The 13,989-nt window shown below is 66.0% G+C and carries 19 protein-coding genes; 15 read left to right on the forward strand and 4 right to left on the reverse strand.

Annotated features, from left to right (window positions below; genetic code table 11):
* Positions 1-245 precede the first annotated feature (245 nt).
* The 8 genes from ACTFO6_RS14870 (at position 246) to ACTFO6_RS14905 (ending at position 4,149) form a co-directional block, all read left to right on the forward strand.
* A complete protein-coding gene (locus ACTFO6_RS14870) occupies positions 246-536 on the forward strand; it encodes a nucleotidyltransferase family protein (protein WP_439935227.1) in 291 nt (96 codons plus the stop codon).
* Positions 533-886 carry a HepT-like ribonuclease domain-containing protein gene (locus ACTFO6_RS14875; RefSeq protein WP_439935228.1) on the forward strand — a complete coding sequence of 118 codons (354 nt, stop codon included), beginning with the start codon at positions 533-535 and terminating at the stop codon, positions 884-886. The genes ACTFO6_RS14870 and ACTFO6_RS14875 overlap by 4 nt, the downstream gene beginning before the upstream one ends.
* Positions 887-1,156: 270 nt before the next feature.
* On the forward strand, positions 1,157-1,399 hold the full coding sequence (locus ACTFO6_RS14880) for an addiction module protein (RefSeq protein WP_439935229.1): 243 nt from the start codon (positions 1,157-1,159) through the stop codon (positions 1,397-1,399).
* Complete coding sequence (locus ACTFO6_RS14885; protein WP_439935230.1) at positions 1,383-1,691, forward strand: type II toxin-antitoxin system RelE/ParE family toxin; 309 nt, start codon at positions 1,383-1,385, stop codon at positions 1,689-1,691. Before ACTFO6_RS14880 ends, ACTFO6_RS14885 begins: the two co-directional genes overlap by 17 nt.
* A 189-nt stretch (positions 1,692-1,880) precedes the next feature.
* On the forward strand, positions 1,881-2,153 hold the full coding sequence (locus tag ACTFO6_RS14890) for a coiled-coil domain-containing protein (RefSeq protein ID WP_439935231.1): 273 nt from the start codon (positions 1,881-1,883) through the stop codon (positions 2,151-2,153).
* Between the two features lie 162 nt (positions 2,154-2,315).
* A complete protein-coding gene (locus ACTFO6_RS14895; protein WP_439935232.1) occupies positions 2,316-2,510 on the forward strand; it encodes a DUF1640 domain-containing protein in 195 nt (64 codons plus the stop codon).
* Positions 2,511-2,850: 340 nt separating this feature from the next.
* Positions 2,851-3,477, forward strand: coding sequence for a 2-polyprenyl-3-methyl-6-methoxy-1,4-benzoquinone monooxygenase (gene coq7, locus ACTFO6_RS14900; RefSeq protein ID WP_439935233.1), 627 nt, complete (start codon positions 2,851-2,853; stop codon positions 3,475-3,477).
* A gap of 120 nt (positions 3,478-3,597) precedes the next feature.
* On the forward strand, positions 3,598-4,149 hold the full coding sequence (locus ACTFO6_RS14905; protein ID WP_439935234.1) for an REP-associated tyrosine transposase: 552 nt from the start codon (positions 3,598-3,600) through the stop codon (positions 4,147-4,149).
* Between the two features lie 381 nt (positions 4,150-4,530).
* Here ACTFO6_RS14905 and ACTFO6_RS14910 read toward each other — a convergent pair whose 3' ends face one another.
* Positions 4,531-4,947, reverse strand: coding sequence for an OsmC family protein (locus ACTFO6_RS14910; protein WP_439935235.1), 417 nt, complete (start codon positions 4,945-4,947; stop codon positions 4,531-4,533).
* A gap of 155 nt (positions 4,948-5,102) precedes the next feature.
* The gene (locus tag ACTFO6_RS14915; RefSeq protein WP_439935236.1) at positions 5,103-5,849 is read right to left on the reverse strand and encodes a YdcF family protein; all 747 of its coding nucleotides are present in this window, start codon (positions 5,847-5,849) and stop codon (positions 5,103-5,105) included.
* 476 nt (positions 5,850-6,325) lie between these two features.
* Between ACTFO6_RS14915 and rplM the strand changes: the two genes are divergently transcribed.
* The 6 genes from rplM to erpA all read left to right on the forward strand — a co-directional run bounded on the left by rplM (position 6,326) and on the right by erpA (position 9,866).
* The gene (rplM, locus tag ACTFO6_RS14920; protein ID WP_439935237.1) at positions 6,326-6,754 is read left to right on the forward strand and encodes a 50S ribosomal protein L13; all 429 of its coding nucleotides are present in this window, start codon (positions 6,326-6,328) and stop codon (positions 6,752-6,754) included.
* Between the two features lie 9 nt (positions 6,755-6,763).
* Positions 6,764-7,156, forward strand: coding sequence for a 30S ribosomal protein S9 (gene rpsI, locus ACTFO6_RS14925; protein WP_439935238.1), 393 nt, complete (start codon positions 6,764-6,766; stop codon positions 7,154-7,156).
* Between the two features lie 112 nt (positions 7,157-7,268).
* The gene (gene argC, locus ACTFO6_RS14930; protein ID WP_439935239.1) at positions 7,269-8,297 is read left to right on the forward strand and encodes an N-acetyl-gamma-glutamyl-phosphate reductase; all 1,029 of its coding nucleotides are present in this window, start codon (positions 7,269-7,271) and stop codon (positions 8,295-8,297) included.
* On the forward strand, positions 8,297-9,040 hold the full coding sequence (locus tag ACTFO6_RS14935; protein WP_439935240.1) for a DUF6776 family protein: 744 nt from the start codon (positions 8,297-8,299) through the stop codon (positions 9,038-9,040). The genes argC and ACTFO6_RS14935 overlap by 1 nt, the downstream gene beginning before the upstream one ends.
* 14 nt (positions 9,041-9,054) lie before the next feature.
* The gene (locus tag ACTFO6_RS14940) at positions 9,055-9,465 is read left to right on the forward strand and encodes a bactofilin family protein (RefSeq protein ID WP_439935241.1); all 411 of its coding nucleotides are present in this window, start codon (positions 9,055-9,057) and stop codon (positions 9,463-9,465) included.
* 56 nt (positions 9,466-9,521) lie between these two features.
* Positions 9,522-9,866, forward strand: a complete 345-nt coding sequence (gene erpA, locus ACTFO6_RS14945; protein ID WP_439935242.1) for an iron-sulfur cluster insertion protein ErpA — start codon at positions 9,522-9,524, stop codon at positions 9,864-9,866.
* A 61-nt stretch (positions 9,867-9,927) separates the two neighbouring features.
* On the opposite strand, the gene ACTFO6_RS14950 is transcribed toward erpA, so the two are convergent.
* Positions 9,928-11,037 (reverse strand): anhydro-N-acetylmuramic acid kinase, encoded by a 1,110-nt coding sequence (locus ACTFO6_RS14950; RefSeq protein ID WP_439935243.1) that lies wholly within the window; start codon positions 11,035-11,037, stop codon positions 9,928-9,930.
* A gap of 53 nt (positions 11,038-11,090) precedes the next feature.
* Positions 11,091-12,398: a M23 family metallopeptidase gene (locus ACTFO6_RS14955; RefSeq protein ID WP_439935244.1), complete on the reverse strand. Its 1,308-nt coding sequence runs from the start codon at positions 12,396-12,398 to the stop codon at positions 11,091-11,093.
* Between the two features lie 177 nt (positions 12,399-12,575).
* Between ACTFO6_RS14955 and tyrS the strand changes: the two genes are divergently transcribed.
* Positions 12,576-13,784, forward strand: coding sequence for a tyrosine--tRNA ligase (tyrS, locus tag ACTFO6_RS14960; RefSeq protein ID WP_439935245.1), 1,209 nt, complete (start codon positions 12,576-12,578; stop codon positions 13,782-13,784).
* Positions 13,785-13,989 lie beyond the last annotated feature (205 nt).

Consider the following 13,989-nt stretch of genomic DNA (forward strand, 5'->3'; position numbering starts at 1 on the left):
CACCGCTCTGGAGGTTTTCGCTCCGCTGTCCGGTGCGTTTCGCCTGCGGCTCAACGCACCCTACGGGGGCGGTGCTCCGCTGTCCGGTGCGTTTCGCCTGCGGCTCAACGCACCCTACGATTTGGGTTGTAGGGTGCGCCTTGGCGCAGCGCCCGATTTTATCTTTGTGCTAGGCTATTGGGCGCCGAGAAGAGGCAGGGGTTGATGGCCGGGTTAACGCTCGAACAGGCGGTAACGGTGAGCCGATGGGGTTATTGGAACAGCTGAGGCAGCGCAGGCAGGAAATCCTCGAGATCGCGGCACGCCACGGCGCGCACAACGTGCGGGTCTTCGGCTCCGCCGTACGCGGATCGGAAGAGACGTCGAGCGATGTTGATTTACTGGTGGACATGGAGGAAGGCCGCACCTTGTACGATCTGGTGGCCCTCCAGCAGGATCTGGAGCAGCTTCTCCGCCGCAGGACCGATGTGCTGACCCCCAATGCCCTCAGCCCCTATTTGAAGGACCGCATCCTGACCGAGGCTCAACCCCTTTGAGCAAGGACCGCTCCGTCTACATCCGGCACATTCACGACTGCATTCGCCGGATCGAAGAATACGTCCGCGATGGGAAAGAAGCTTTTTTGGCCGACAAGAAGACCCAGGACGCGGTCATCCGAAACCTGGAGGTCATCGGTCAGGCGGTCAGGGACATGGGCATCGATGACCTCAAAGCCCGGTATCCGGGGACACCGTGGGCGCAAATCGCCGCATCCCGCAACGTGCTGGCCCACCAGTATCTGGGCGTCGATATCCACCTCGTCTGGAATATCGTCGAACGGCATCTCCCACAACTCGCGGCCGACATTCGGGACATTGCGGCTTGCGAAGGAATTGCGCTGGAATGATCCGGGGCGGTCGCTCTCGGGTGCCCTCGAGCGCACCGTCCGGGCGCTTCCACCGGGCATTGGTGCGTTTCGCCTGCGGCTCAACGCACCCTACGACGCCTGTAGGGTGCGCTTTAGCGCACCGCCTCGGAGGTCTTTTGTCCCGTGACCGGTGAGTTTCGCCTACGCCCAAAGCACCCCACGTCTCGTAGCCTACGGCTGACTTGCATGCTGGGCGGGCTTGGCCTTATCTTGTGTTGACATCGTAAGGGTCGCAGGAGCGGTGAGCCCATGGGAACCACGGTACAAAAACTGTACGAGGAAGCGATGGGGCTCGACCCCGAGGAACGGGCGGCACTGACGGGCCTGTTGATCGAAAGCCTGGAGCCCGGATCGGAGGAGAGCGTAGAAGAGGCCTGGCTCGCTGAAATCGAGCGCCGCATGGCTGAGCTCGACGGCGGAGCCGTTCAGGCCGTCTCCTGGGAAGCGCTCCGGGCGAAGCTCTTCGGCGACAGGCGTGCCGGCGGGCGTTAGGTTCTACCCGGCCGCTGCCGAAGAGGTCCTGGCAGCGTTCGAATGGTACGCCGAACGCAGCGAGGCCGCTGCGGAGGGGTCTCGCAAAGAACTCCAACACGCGGTGGTGGCGATTTCCACGGCACCGACCAGGTGGCCTCGGTATGCCGCTTGCACCCGGCGCTACGTTTTTCCTCGCTTTCCCTACAGCTTGATCTACCGGCTGCGTGGTGATGAGGTGGAAGTGCTCGCCGTCGCCCACGGTAAACGCCGCCCGGGTTACTGGCGCGCCCGCGCACGACGCACCGCTTGAGCGCCGTCGGGTGCGCTTTAGCGCACCGCTCCAAGGCCCCTGATTCCGTATGCCGGTGCGTTTCGCTCGGCCCGACGCCCAAAGCCCCGGGCGTTTTCTTGTGCTAGGATTTGGTGCGTTTCGCTTCACTCAACGCACCCTACGACCGAGGCGCCCGGCCTCTGACGGGTTTCATGTTAGACTTCTGGCATGGCCAGCATTTCCTTCGACACCCACAAGTTCATCCGGCGCCTGCAGCAAGCGGGCGTTTCCGAAGCCCAAGCCGAGGCGATCGTCGATGCCTTCCGTGAAGCCTATGGGGAGGCGGAGCTCGCCACGAAGCAGGATCTTCGAGCGCTCGAGATGAAGCTGGAAGCGCGCTTCGAGGCGCTCAAGGGTGAGATGACCTTGATCAAGTGGATGCTCGGCCTCCTCCTGGGCGGCGTGCTCGCCCTTATCCTCAAAGCCCTCTTTCCCGGTTAGCACAGCTCCGCAGGCACCCGCACGCTGGCGGTGCGTTTCGGCTGCGCTCAACGCACCCTACGACCGAGGCGCCCGGTTTTTGGGCGTTTCGTGCTAGACTTTTTCCGTGGCCACCATCACCTTCGACACCCACAGTTCATCCGGCGCCTGCAGGAGGCCGGCATGACCGAGGCACAGGCCGAAGCCTTGGCCGACGCTTTCCGGGATGCCCAGGGCGAGGCGGATCTTGTGACCAAGAAGGATTTGCAAATCGAGCTCGCGCCCATCAAAGCGGACATCACGGTCGTCAAGTGGATGCTGGGCCTCCTCTTGGGCGGCGTGCTCGCCCTTATCCTCAAAGCCTTCTTTCCCGGTTAGTTGTCGGGTGCGCCTGGGCGCGCCGCTTGGGGCGCTTCGGGACCTGCCGCCGGTGCGTTTCGCGTGGCTCAACGCACCCTACGAGGCCCGTAGGGTGCGCCTTGGCGCACCGCTCTCAAGTCTACCCGGTGCGATATCCTTGACAGGCGTGAAATGCCGTGATTGCATCGATAAATCCAAAACAGACTACGATTCGGAACGCGAACATGACGGCGTTGTCGACTCGGCTTCCTGACGGACTGCTTAAGTCCTCGTAGAGGCAGCAGAGGCGCGCTTCCAGCGCGCCGCCTGAGCCTCGCCTTCGCATTGACACGTCCGCCGTTGAGGCGACCCGCGAAAAATGTTCAACCTGGACCCCCTGCTGATCACCCTGGACAACGCCCTGCGCACCCTCTTCGCCCCGGCCCCCTCGGCCCGCAAGCGGCCGGGGAGCGATCTTCCCGAGGCGCCCCTTTCCGACGACGAGCGCCGGCGGGTGGTGGGGCTCTTGCGGGTGGATCACGCCGGGGAGATCTGCGCCCAGGCCCTGTACCAGGGCCAGGCCCTGACGGCGCGCCATCCCGCGATCCAGGCGACCCTGCGCAAGGCGGCCCAGGAGGAGACCGAGCATCTCGCCTGGACCGAGGCGCGGCTCGCGGAACTCGGCGGGCGCACGAGCGTGCTCAATCCCGTCTGGTACGCCGGGTCGTTGGCCATCGGCGCCGTGGCGGGCCTCCTGGGCGACCGCTGGAACCTGGGCTTCCTGGCGGAGACCGAGCGGCAGGTGGAAGGCCACCTGGACGGACACCTGGAGCGGCTGCCCAAGCAGGACAGGAAGAGCCGGGCGATCCTCCTCCAGATGAAGATCGACGAGGCGCGCCATGCCTCCACGGCGCTCTATCACGGCGGCGCGGAGCTGCCCGCGCCGGTGCGGCTCGCCATGCGGGTCACCTCCCGGGTGATGACGTCGACGGCGTATTGGGTGTAGCCCTCTGGCGCGCTCAAGCGCGCAGAGGAGATCGAGGCGAATGGAGTTGTAGGGTGCGCTTTAGCGCACCGCTTCGGCGCTTCAGCGTATCGTTTGCAGCAGGAGAAAGGGGGTTCCTGCATGCCCAACTACCGGCGAAATCGGACTCCGGGCGCCACATTTTTCTGTACGGTGGTCGCGTACGAACGACGCCCCTGGCTTTGCACCGAGCCCATGCGCCAGGCCCTGCGGGAGGCGATCCGCCTGGTACGGTCCCGTCATCCTTTCCAGATCGTGGCATGGGTGCTCTTGCCCGACCACCTGCATTGCATCTGGCGGCTTCCACCAGGCGATGCGGATTATTCGGGGCGCTGGCGCATGATCAAGTCGGCGGTCTCCAGACGCTGGGGGGCGGGAGGCGATGAAACGCAGCCGGCGGCTTTCTCCCGCGCCAAGCGGCGCGAGCGGCTTATATGGCAGCGGCGATTCTGGGAACACACCATTCGTGACGAGCGGGATCTCGCGGCACACCTCGATTACATTCATTACAACCCGGTCAAGCACCGGTTGTGCTCGACCCCCGCGCAGTGGCCCTATTCCAGCTTCCACCGGTTCGTCAGGGAGGGGCGGTATCCGCTCGATTGGGCAGCGGGGGTGGCGCCGAGCGTTCCGGACAGCATTGGGGGTGAATAGCGCCGCCCTCTGTTGGCCGGTGCGTTTCGCATGGCTCAACGCACCCTACGGATTTGGGTTGTAGAAGCGGTGCGCCTTGGCGCACCGCTTCGGCGCTTCGGGACCTGCCGCCGGTGCTGCTGCCGGTGCGTTTCGCGTGGCTCAACGCACCCTACATGCCGGTAGGGTGCGCCTGGGCGCACCGCTTCGGCGCTTCGAGGTCCGGTGCCGGTGCTACACCCAAGGGCGGTGCATTTCGCTTCGCTCAATGCACCCTACGCTTCCAGTACCTCGAAGTCATGGGTGATCGACGCCGTTTTGCCTAGCATGAGGGAGGGCGGCCGCGACACGGAAGCCGCGCAGCGGTGGGAGCGGGAGCGGACGCAAGAGGCCTCCAAGGGACTAGGTCTCCAGCACCTCGAAGTCATGGGTGATCGATGCCGTTTTGCCTAGCATGATGGAGGCCGAACAATATTTCTCCGCCGAGAGCTTGATCGCCCGCTCCACCTGCTCGGGCTTGAGGCCCTTGCCTTTCACCACGAAGTGGAAGTGGATGCGGGTGAATACCTTGGGATCCTGGGCCGCCCGCTCGGCGTCGATCTCCACCACGCAGTCGGTGACGCTCTGGCGGGCTTTTTTCAGGATGTGCACCACGTCGAAGGCGGTGCACGCCCCCGTGCCCATGAGCACGGTCTCCATGGGGCGCGGCCCCAAGTTTCGGCCGCCCGCCTCGGGCGGCCCGTCCATGAGGATGGCATGACCGCTCTCGCTCTGGCCGAGGAAGCTCGCCTCTTCGACCCATTTGATCCTCGCCTTCACGTCCGCTCCTTTCCGCCGTATGGTTTCCGGCCGTTCGCCGCAGAGGCGCAGGGACACAGAGAAAGAATTATTCCTTAAACGCAAAAGGCGCCATATGCGCGCGAAGAGGAGATTTCCTCTCCTTTTCCGGCGCCTCTACGAAGGGCTTTTCTACTTTAACGAAGCGCCCATTGTAGTCGATACCAGCCATAGCCCAGGGCTTCGTGCAGGAAGCTGCGGGTGGCAAGGAGCGCGTCGGCGCGGGGCAGCCAATCGAACACGTCGCCGGCGAGCCGGGCCGCGTATCCCGTGGGGGCCGGGATCGCTTCGAAGCCCGCCTGCTGGAAGGCCATCGCCGCCCGCGGCGTGTGGGCCGCATGGGTCACCAGCAGGATGCGCGTGATCCCCGCGGGAGCGAGGATTTCCTTCGACCGCAGCGCGTTCTCCAGGGTGTTGCGCGCGCCTTCCTCGGCCCAGCGCACCGGGACGCCGAAGTCCTCTTCCAGCGCTTCCTTCATGGCGGCCGCCTCGCTGCGGGGGCGGCCGCGGGGATTTCCCCCGGTGACTAGGATCGGAAGGCCGCTCGCGCGGGCGAGCCGCGCCGCGTAGCGCAGCCGCTCCAGGGTCCAGGAACCGACCGTGTCCTCGGCGTATTCGGGGGAGGCGAACAGGGTGCCTCCGCCCAGTACGACGATGGCCTGGGCCTGGACGCGCTGGGGATCTCCCGCGAGGGGAGGGGGCTCCAGAAGCCCCAAGGCACGGTAGGCCACCGCCGGGGTGGAGGCGATCCACAGGCCGAGGATCCCGGTGGCCAGAAAGGCTTTTGCCGCTCCCGGGCGCCGCTTGAGCAGGGCCCAGCCTGCTAACAGGGCAAGCAGAAGGGAGGCGGGCGGGAGAAGGAACCCTCCTAAAAGCTTGACCATGGGCCCGCTCGTCATGTTAATGATTTAAAATCAATTTGTTAAATATTTTTCGCGGCCTCTGTGACGCGATGCAAAAAAATACTTGCATTGGCGGCTCATTTCAGGCATAATGCGCTTACATTGAATGCTCGTCATGGGTATTCAATGGTTGTCTCCTCCATCCTCCTCCTAAGGTGGAACTCGGCGCAACCCCATCAGGTTGCGCCTTTTTTTTCTCCTTTTGGGTAGTCGAGATTGAATCTCTTTCCATTTCCGGCGGCATAATCGCCTTTTATGGCAACGCAATATTAGAGTTATAAAATATTAGTTTCACGTGATATTCATTGGCCTCAACGGTGACCGGATGGGGCGTCCTCCCGGTTCACCCGCATTCCCTCCATCGCCCCATTTCCCCGCCCGGGCGGGTGCGCTTGTGGTTTGACACTTAAAGGAAAACTAACCTAAAATTCGCGCCTTTCCTCCGATCGAATCGTCCGATGAAAACCTATTCGACCAAGCCCCAGGACGTGAAGCGCGACTGGTTCGTGGTGGACGCCACGGACAAGGTGCTTGGGCGCCTCGCCAGCGAGATCGCGCGCCGGCTCCGGGGAAAGCACAAGCCCATCTACGCCCCCCACGTGGATGCCGGCGACTACATCGTGGTGATCAACGCGGACAAGATCCGCGTGACGGGCAAAAAATTGGATCAGAAGATCTACTACCGGCACAGCGGTTACCCCGGCGGGCTCTACAGCACCAGCCTGCGCAAGCTGCAGGCGCGCTTTCCGGCGCGGGTAGTCGAAAAGGCGGTCAAGGGCATGCTGCCCAAGGGTCCCCTCGGCTACGCCATGTTTCGCAAGCTCAAGGTGTACGCGGGTCCCGAGCATCCCCACGCCGCCCAGCAACCGAAGCAGTTGGACATCTGAGGAGCGCCGATGATAGGCGAGTTTTACTACGGCACCGGCCGTCGCAAGAGCGCGGTGGCCCGGGTGTTCATGAAGCCCGGCCGGGGCGAGATCCGGGTCAACGGCAAACCCATCGACGAGTTTTTCTCCCGCGAGACGGGCCGCATGATCGCGCGGCAACCTCTGGTCTTGACAAACAACGAAGCGCGGTTCGATATTCGCATCAACGTCCATGGAGGCGGCGAATCGGGCCAGGCCGGCGCGGTGCGCCACGGCATCACCCGCGCCCTGATCGACTACGACGCAGCCCTGAAACCCGTGCTGCGCAAGGCGGGGCTGGTCACCCGGGACGCGCGGGAAGTAGAACGGAAAAAGGTGGGCCTGCACAAGGCGCGGCGGCGCAAGCAGTTCTCCAAGCGGTAAGAACGATACCAACGAGGGACATTGGGGGTGGCCCCGCCGGCCGGGGTTCACCCCTTTTTCTTTTCGGGCGGCACCGATCGGTGGAGCCGCCCAGGCGGTGGAAGCGGGACTCATGATCAAGGTCGGCATCGTCGGCGGCACGGGTTACACGGGGGTGGAGCTGCTCCGGATCCTGGCGGAGCACCCCGAGGTCCGGCTGCACGCCATCACCTCCCGCAAGGAAGCGGGCATGGCGGTGGCGGAGCTGTTTCCCAGCCTGCGCCGGCAGGTGCAGCTCAAATTTTCCGCCCCGGAGGCGGCGCCCCTGGCGGAATGCGACGTGGTGTTCTTCGCCACCCCCAACGGTGTCGCCATGGAACAGGCCCCGGCGCTTCTCCGGGCGGGGGCGCGGGTGATCGACCTCTCGGCGGATTTCCGTCTGGCGGACGTGGCCGCCTGGGAGAAGTGGTACGGCATGGGCCATGCGAGTCCCGCGCTCGTTTCCGAGGCGGTCTACGGCCTGCCGGAAGTGAACCGGGAGCGCATCCGCTCGGCGCGGCTGGTGGCCAACCCGGGCTGCTATCCCACGGCGGTCCAGCTCGGATTCCTGCCCCTGGTGGAGGCGGGGGTCGTGGACCTGGCGCACCTGGTGGCCGACGCCAAATCGGGGGTGAGCGGGGCCGGGCGCAAGGCGGAACTGCCCCTGCTCTTCTCGGAAGCCTCCGACAACTTCAAAGCCTACGGGGTACCGGGCCACCGCCATCACCCGGAGATCGTCCAGGGGCTCACGCGGGCGGCGGGTCGGCCGGTGGGGCTTACCTTCGTGCCCCACCTGACCCCCATGGTGCGGGGGATCCACGCCACCCTCTACGCCCGGCTCACCCGGGAAACGGACGCCCAGGCCCTGTTCGAGGAGCGTTACGCCCGCGAGGTCTTCGTCGACGTGCTGCCCCCCGGCAGCCATCCCGACACCCGCTCCGTGCGCGGCGCGAACCTGTGCCGGATCGCCGTGCACCGGCCCCAGGGGGGCGACACCCTGGTGATCCTGTCGGTCATCGACAACCTGGTGAAGGGGGCCGCCGGACAGGCCGTCCAGAACATGAACCTCATGTTCGGGCTGCCGGAAGGCTTGGGGCTCACCCACGCGCCCTTGTTCCCCTGATGGCGCTCAAGGATCTGCGCAGGCGCTTCGGCATCGCTGCGCCGCAAGTGGCGATCCGCCCCCAGGTCCCGTGGTACTGGAGAACCTTGAGCATCGTGCTCCTCACGGTGGCCTTGGGGTTCCTCGCTTGGCGGTTGTTCGAGACCGGGCGGGAGGTGGCGGGCTTCAGCGCGGCGGAGGCGGCGGGCGAGCTGGCGCGGCTGCGGAGCCTGAGCGAGCGGCTCACCCGGGAGAACGAGGAGCTGCGGTTGCGCACCGCCCGGGCCGAAGGCGAGCTGCAGGTGGAGCGGGCGGCCCAGGAGGATCTGGCGCGCCAGGTCAAGACCCTGATCCAGGAGAACGCCCAGCTCAAGGAGGATCTGGCGTTCTTCGAGAGCCTCACCTCCGGCGTCGGTCCGGGGCGGCAGCTCGCGGTGCACCGCTTCGTTCTGGAGCGGGACATCGTCCCGGACGAATACCGCTACAGTCTCCTGCTGGTACAGCCGCCGGGCCAGGGCAAGCCGTTTCGCGGCCGGCTCCAGTTCGCGGTGCGGGTGGTGCAGGGCGGGCGGCAGGCGGTCATTCCCCTTCCCGGGCCGGACGCCCCGGATCCCGCTGCCTTCAACGTGAGCTTCCGGGTGTTTCAGCGCGTGGAGGGGCGATTCAAGGTGCCGCCGGGGACGGCCGTGGAAAGCCTGCAGGTCCAGGTGTACGGCGAGGGACGGCGGGAGGCTCTCGTCACCGAAACCACCGCTCTTTCGTAAGGGGAGGAACCGGGATGTTCTTCAACAAGCCGACCAAGCCGCACAATCGCATCGATTGTCTCATCGGCGCGGGAACCCGCATCGACGGCAACATCGTCTTCAACGGCGGGCTGCGGGTCGACGGGCACGTGCGGGGCAGCGTGATCGCCTCGGGCGAGTCCGCGTGCACCCTGGTGCTGAGCGAAAACGCCACCATCGAGGGGGAGATCCGGGTGTCCCACGCAGTGATCAACGGCACGGTGGTGGGACCCGTCCACGCTTCCGAATACCTGGAACTCCAAAGCAAATCCCGGGTCCGGGGAGATGTGCACTACGCCCGCATCGAGATCCAGGTGGGCGCGTTGGTGGACGGGCAGCTCGTGCACGACCAGGCCGCGGCGGAGAAGGAAAACGTGGTGACCCTCAAGCCCGCCACCAGCGATTGACCCGGGTCGACGTCGGCTTCATAATGAAAGCAAACGGGTTTTTCCAGGAGCGGAACATGAACGCAGTGACCGAGACTCCGCTGATCTTCACCGACAGCGCGGCGAACAAGGTGAGGCAGTTGATCGACGAAGAAGGCAATCCCGAGCTGAAGCTGCGGGTATTCGTGAGCGGCGGCGGCTGCTCCGGGTTCCAGTACGGGTTCACCTTCGACGAATCGATCAACGAGGACGACACCGTGATGGAAAAGAATGGCGTCACCTTGCTGATCGATCCCATGAGCTTCCAGTACCTGGTGGGCGCCGAGATCGACTACCAGGAAAGCATCGAGGGGGCGCAGTTCGTCATCAAGAACCCGAACGCGGTCACCACCTGCGGCTGCGGCTCCTCGTTCTCGGTGTAAGTCCCGGGAGGCCGTCTCCTGGCGGCGGGAGCTCTCCCGCCGCCTCTCCAGCCCACCCGGATCAGGCCGGGTAGATCGCTCCCAGGACCCGGGGTCCTGCGGCGCCGGTCGCCTCCGGCACGTTTCCCGGAAGACCCAGGAGGGTGGCGCGGGCAAGCCAGGCGAAGGCCGCGGCTTCCACCCATTCCACCGCGATTCCCAGGACGTCGGTCAGCTCGACCCGGCGAGGGCCGAGCCGCTCCCTCAAAGCCGCCACCAGGGCGCCGTTGCGGGCCCCCCCGCCGCAGAGGTACACCTCGTCGGCGTCGGGGCAGGCGGCCTCGATGGCCGCCGCCACGCTTTCGGCGGTGAGCCGAAGGAGCGTGGCTTGCACGTCCTCCGGGCGCTCGCCTCCCCGCAGGTGGCGGTTCAGCCACGCCTCGTGGAAGCGTTCCCGGCCGGTGCTCTTGGGCGGCGCCGCCCGGAAGTAGGGATCTTCCAGCAAGGTCTCGAGCAAGGCGGGGATCGGCCGGCCGGAGCTCGCCCAGGCGCCGCCGGCGTCGAACCGCTGCCCCCTGTGCCGGTGGCACCAGGCGTCCAGCAGGACGTTGCCGGGGCCCGTGTCGAAGCCGAGCACGGTGCCGTCAGAGCGGAGCACGCTCACGTTGGCGATGCCGCCGATATTGACCACGGCGCGGGTGCGGCCCTTAAGGCCGAACTGGGCCCGGTGGAAGGCGGGCACCAGGGGCGCCCCCTGGCCCCCCGCCGCCAGGTCCCGGCTGCGAAAGTCGGCCACCACCGGCACGCCGGCCAGCTCGGCCACCAGGGCGGGCTCAAGAAGCTGGAGGCTGAAGCGGGACTCGGGCCGGTGGCGCACCGTTTGCCCATGGCAGCCTGCCGCCCGCACGGCGGGTTTCCCCGGAGCGGTCTCCAGCAGCCTCTTCAGGGTTGCGGCGTAGAGCCGGGAGATTTCTTGGGCGGCGAGGGCGGAGCGCTCCAGCTCGTTGTCCCCGGGCTGGGCGAGGCCCATGAGCTCTGCGCGCAGGGCGTCCGGGTAGGGGGTGTGGGCGGTGGCCACCAGCCGTCCGCGGTCGCCCTGGAATTCCACCACCGCTCCGTCAACCCCGTCCAGGCTGGTTCCGGACATGAGGCCCGCGTATCGCTCGACGGCGCTCGAGGCGGCGGAAGGCATGGGAGAGGAGCTCGCGGGCCCCAGGGGCGGTCAGCCCCTGGGGCCTAGCAGGACTATTCGGCGCGGGCCAGCATCACGCTGCGCATCAGGTCCATCCGGGCGGTGAGGCTCGCCGCAGCGGCTTTGAACGCAGCCCGGTGCCGAGCGCCGATGGGCGGGGCCTCCGGCATGACCACTCGGAGGGGATCCCGCTGCACCCCGTTCACCCGGAATTCATAGTGCAGGTGGGGACCCGTGGCCCAGCCGGTCATGCCCACGTAGCCGATGGTCTGACCCTGTTCCACCCGGGCGCCGGGACGGATGCCCCGGGCGAAGCCCGACAGATGGGCGTAGGCGGTGCTGTAGCCTCCGGCGTGCTGGAGGATGACGATGTTGCCGTAACCCCCTTGCTTGCCGGCGAACGCGACCCGCCCGCTGCCCGTGGCGCGCACGGGCGTGCCGGTGGGGGCGCCGTAATCGACCCCTCGGTGCGCCCGCCACTCCTTGAAGATGGGATGGAAACGGGCCTGGGTGAACCCGGAGGTGATCCGGGAGAAGGGGAGGGGGGAGCGCAAAAACGCCTTTTTCAGGCTCTTGCCTTCCGGGGTGTAGTAACCGCTGCCCTCGGGGGTGGCGAAGTGGATGGCCCGGTGGGTCTTGCCGTCGTTCACGAACTCCGCGGCCAGGATGCGTCCCGAGCGGATCGGCGCCCCGTCATAAAGCTCCTCCTCGTAGAGGACGATGAACCGGTCGCCCTTGCGAATGTCGCGGTGGAAGTCGATCTCGGAGGCGAAGATTTCCGCCATCTGGATGGCGATGGCGTCGGGAATGCCGGCCGCGTCGGTCGCCCCGAACAGGCTGCTCTCGATGGTGCCCGCCTTGAGCACGACCCGCTGCTCGATCGGCGGGGCGGCGGTGCGCACGGAAAAGCCCTCGTCGGAGCGGTCCACGGCGAACTCCTCGTTGGACCCGTCCAGATACCGGAACGCCAGCAGCCGGCCGTCCTCGCTCACCTGGGCCTTCACCGTTTTGCCGGGGACCAGGCGGCGCAGGGCGGGGCTGCCGCGCACACTCTGGAGAAAAGCGACCGTATCCCCGTTGTCCACGCCCAGGCGGGACAAGAGGGCTCCCACCGTGTCGCCTTTCTGGATCACCTCTTCCTGCCAGAAGGCCAGCGCGGGTTCCCGCTCTTCCGTGGCGAGGAGCAGGTCGAACTCTTCCACCACGCTGCGCTGGGGGACGGTCTCGACCTGGGTTCCGGGGGCGATGCCGAAAGCGGCCACCATGCCGAAGAGGGGAATGGCGAAGAGGACCATCATCCAGCGGCGAGAGCGCCGGACGGCCCGGGTGCGGTCTTCGGTTAGAATCTCATGCTCGATCATGCCTCCCTCACTGACCGGCTGGGTTTGTAAAAAAATGCAACTTTAGCACCGAGCCCGCGCGCCGTCTCCCGATGGGAACATGGCGGGCAGCGGCTTTGTCGCCCGCCCCAAAATCAGATTCTAAGAAACTTTTTTAAAAAATCAATTTATTTTATTGTTTGAAATAAGGAAACGGACTTGAGCGATTCTCTAGGGATCGAGCGGGCTTTGGCCCAGATCCGCCGCGGTTGCGAAGAGCTGATCTCCCAGGACGAGCTCGCCCGCAAGCTCGCCCGGGGGGGGCCGCTGCGGGTCAAGGCCGGTTTCGATCCGACCGCCCCGGATCTGCACCTCGGCCACACCGTGCTGCTCAACAAGCTGAGGCAGTTCCAGGATCTGGGCCACACGGCGTTGTTCCTGATCGGCGATTTCACCGGGATGATCGGCGATCCCTCGGGCAAGAACGCGACCCGCCCCCCCCTTACGCGACAGGAGGTCGAGGCGAACGCCCGGACTTACGCCGAGCAGGTGTTCAAGATCCTCAAGCCCGAGCAGACAGAGGTGGTCTTCAACTCCACCTGGATGGACCGGCTCACCGCCGCCGACATGATCCGCCTGGCCGCCACCTACACGGTGGCCCGGATGCTGGAGCGGGACGATTTCGCCAAGCGTTACCGCAGCAACCAGCCGATCGCCATCCACGAGTTTCTCTACCCTCTGGTGCAGGGTTACGACTCGGTGGCGCTCAAGGCCGACGTGGAGCTGGGCGGGACCGACCAGAAGTTCAACCTGCTCATGGGGCGCGAGCTGCAAAAGCACTTCGGCCAGGAGCCCCAGGTGATCCTCACCATGCCCCTGCTGGAGGGCCTGGACGGGGTCAACAAGATGTCCAAGTCCCTGGGCAACTACGTGGGCATCAACGAGCCGCCCCAGGAGATCTTTGGCAAGCTCATGTCCGTCTCCGACGAGCTGATGTGGCGCTACATCGAGCTGCTGTCGTTCCAGCCGCTGGAGACCGTCCGGCGCTGGAAGGAGGAGGTCGCCCAGGGCCGCAATCCCCGGGACGTCAAGGCGGAATTTGCCCGGGAGATCGTGGCGCGCTTCCACGGTACGGAGGCCGCGGCGCGGGCCCAGGCCGAGTTCGAGGCCCGGTTCCGGTATGGGGCTCTGCCCGAGACCATGCCCGAAGTCAGCCTGGAAGCGGGTGGCGAAGGGCTACCCATCGCCCAACTGCTCAAGCGGGCGGGGCTGACGGCCAGCACCTCGGAGGCGCTGCGCATGATCGGCCAGGGCGGCGTGAAGCTGAACGGGACGCGGGTGACCGACGCCCAGCTTCGCCTTCACCGGGGCGAGACCGTGGTCGCGCAGGTGGGCAAACGCAGGTTCGCCCGCGTGGTGCTGGTCTGAGCCCTCTGGCGTAACGTCTGGAAGCCGTTTCCCTCCATTGGCGAGCCACCGTCCGCACTCGCGGGCGGTGAAATTCCTTGACCCCGATGCGCCGCCCTGTATAATGCCGCCCTTCGCCGCATTCGCGGCATTGCTCTTTAACAATCGAACAGCCGATCGGTGTGGGCACGGGTTAGAGGGGTCGTGGGGTGCGCTTTTGAGCAGC

Origin of the sequence: Pelomicrobium sp. G1 (assembly GCF_051905455.1) — a bacterium.
Taxonomy (GTDB): domain Bacteria; phylum Pseudomonadota; class Gammaproteobacteria; order Burkholderiales; family UBA6910; genus Pelomicrobium.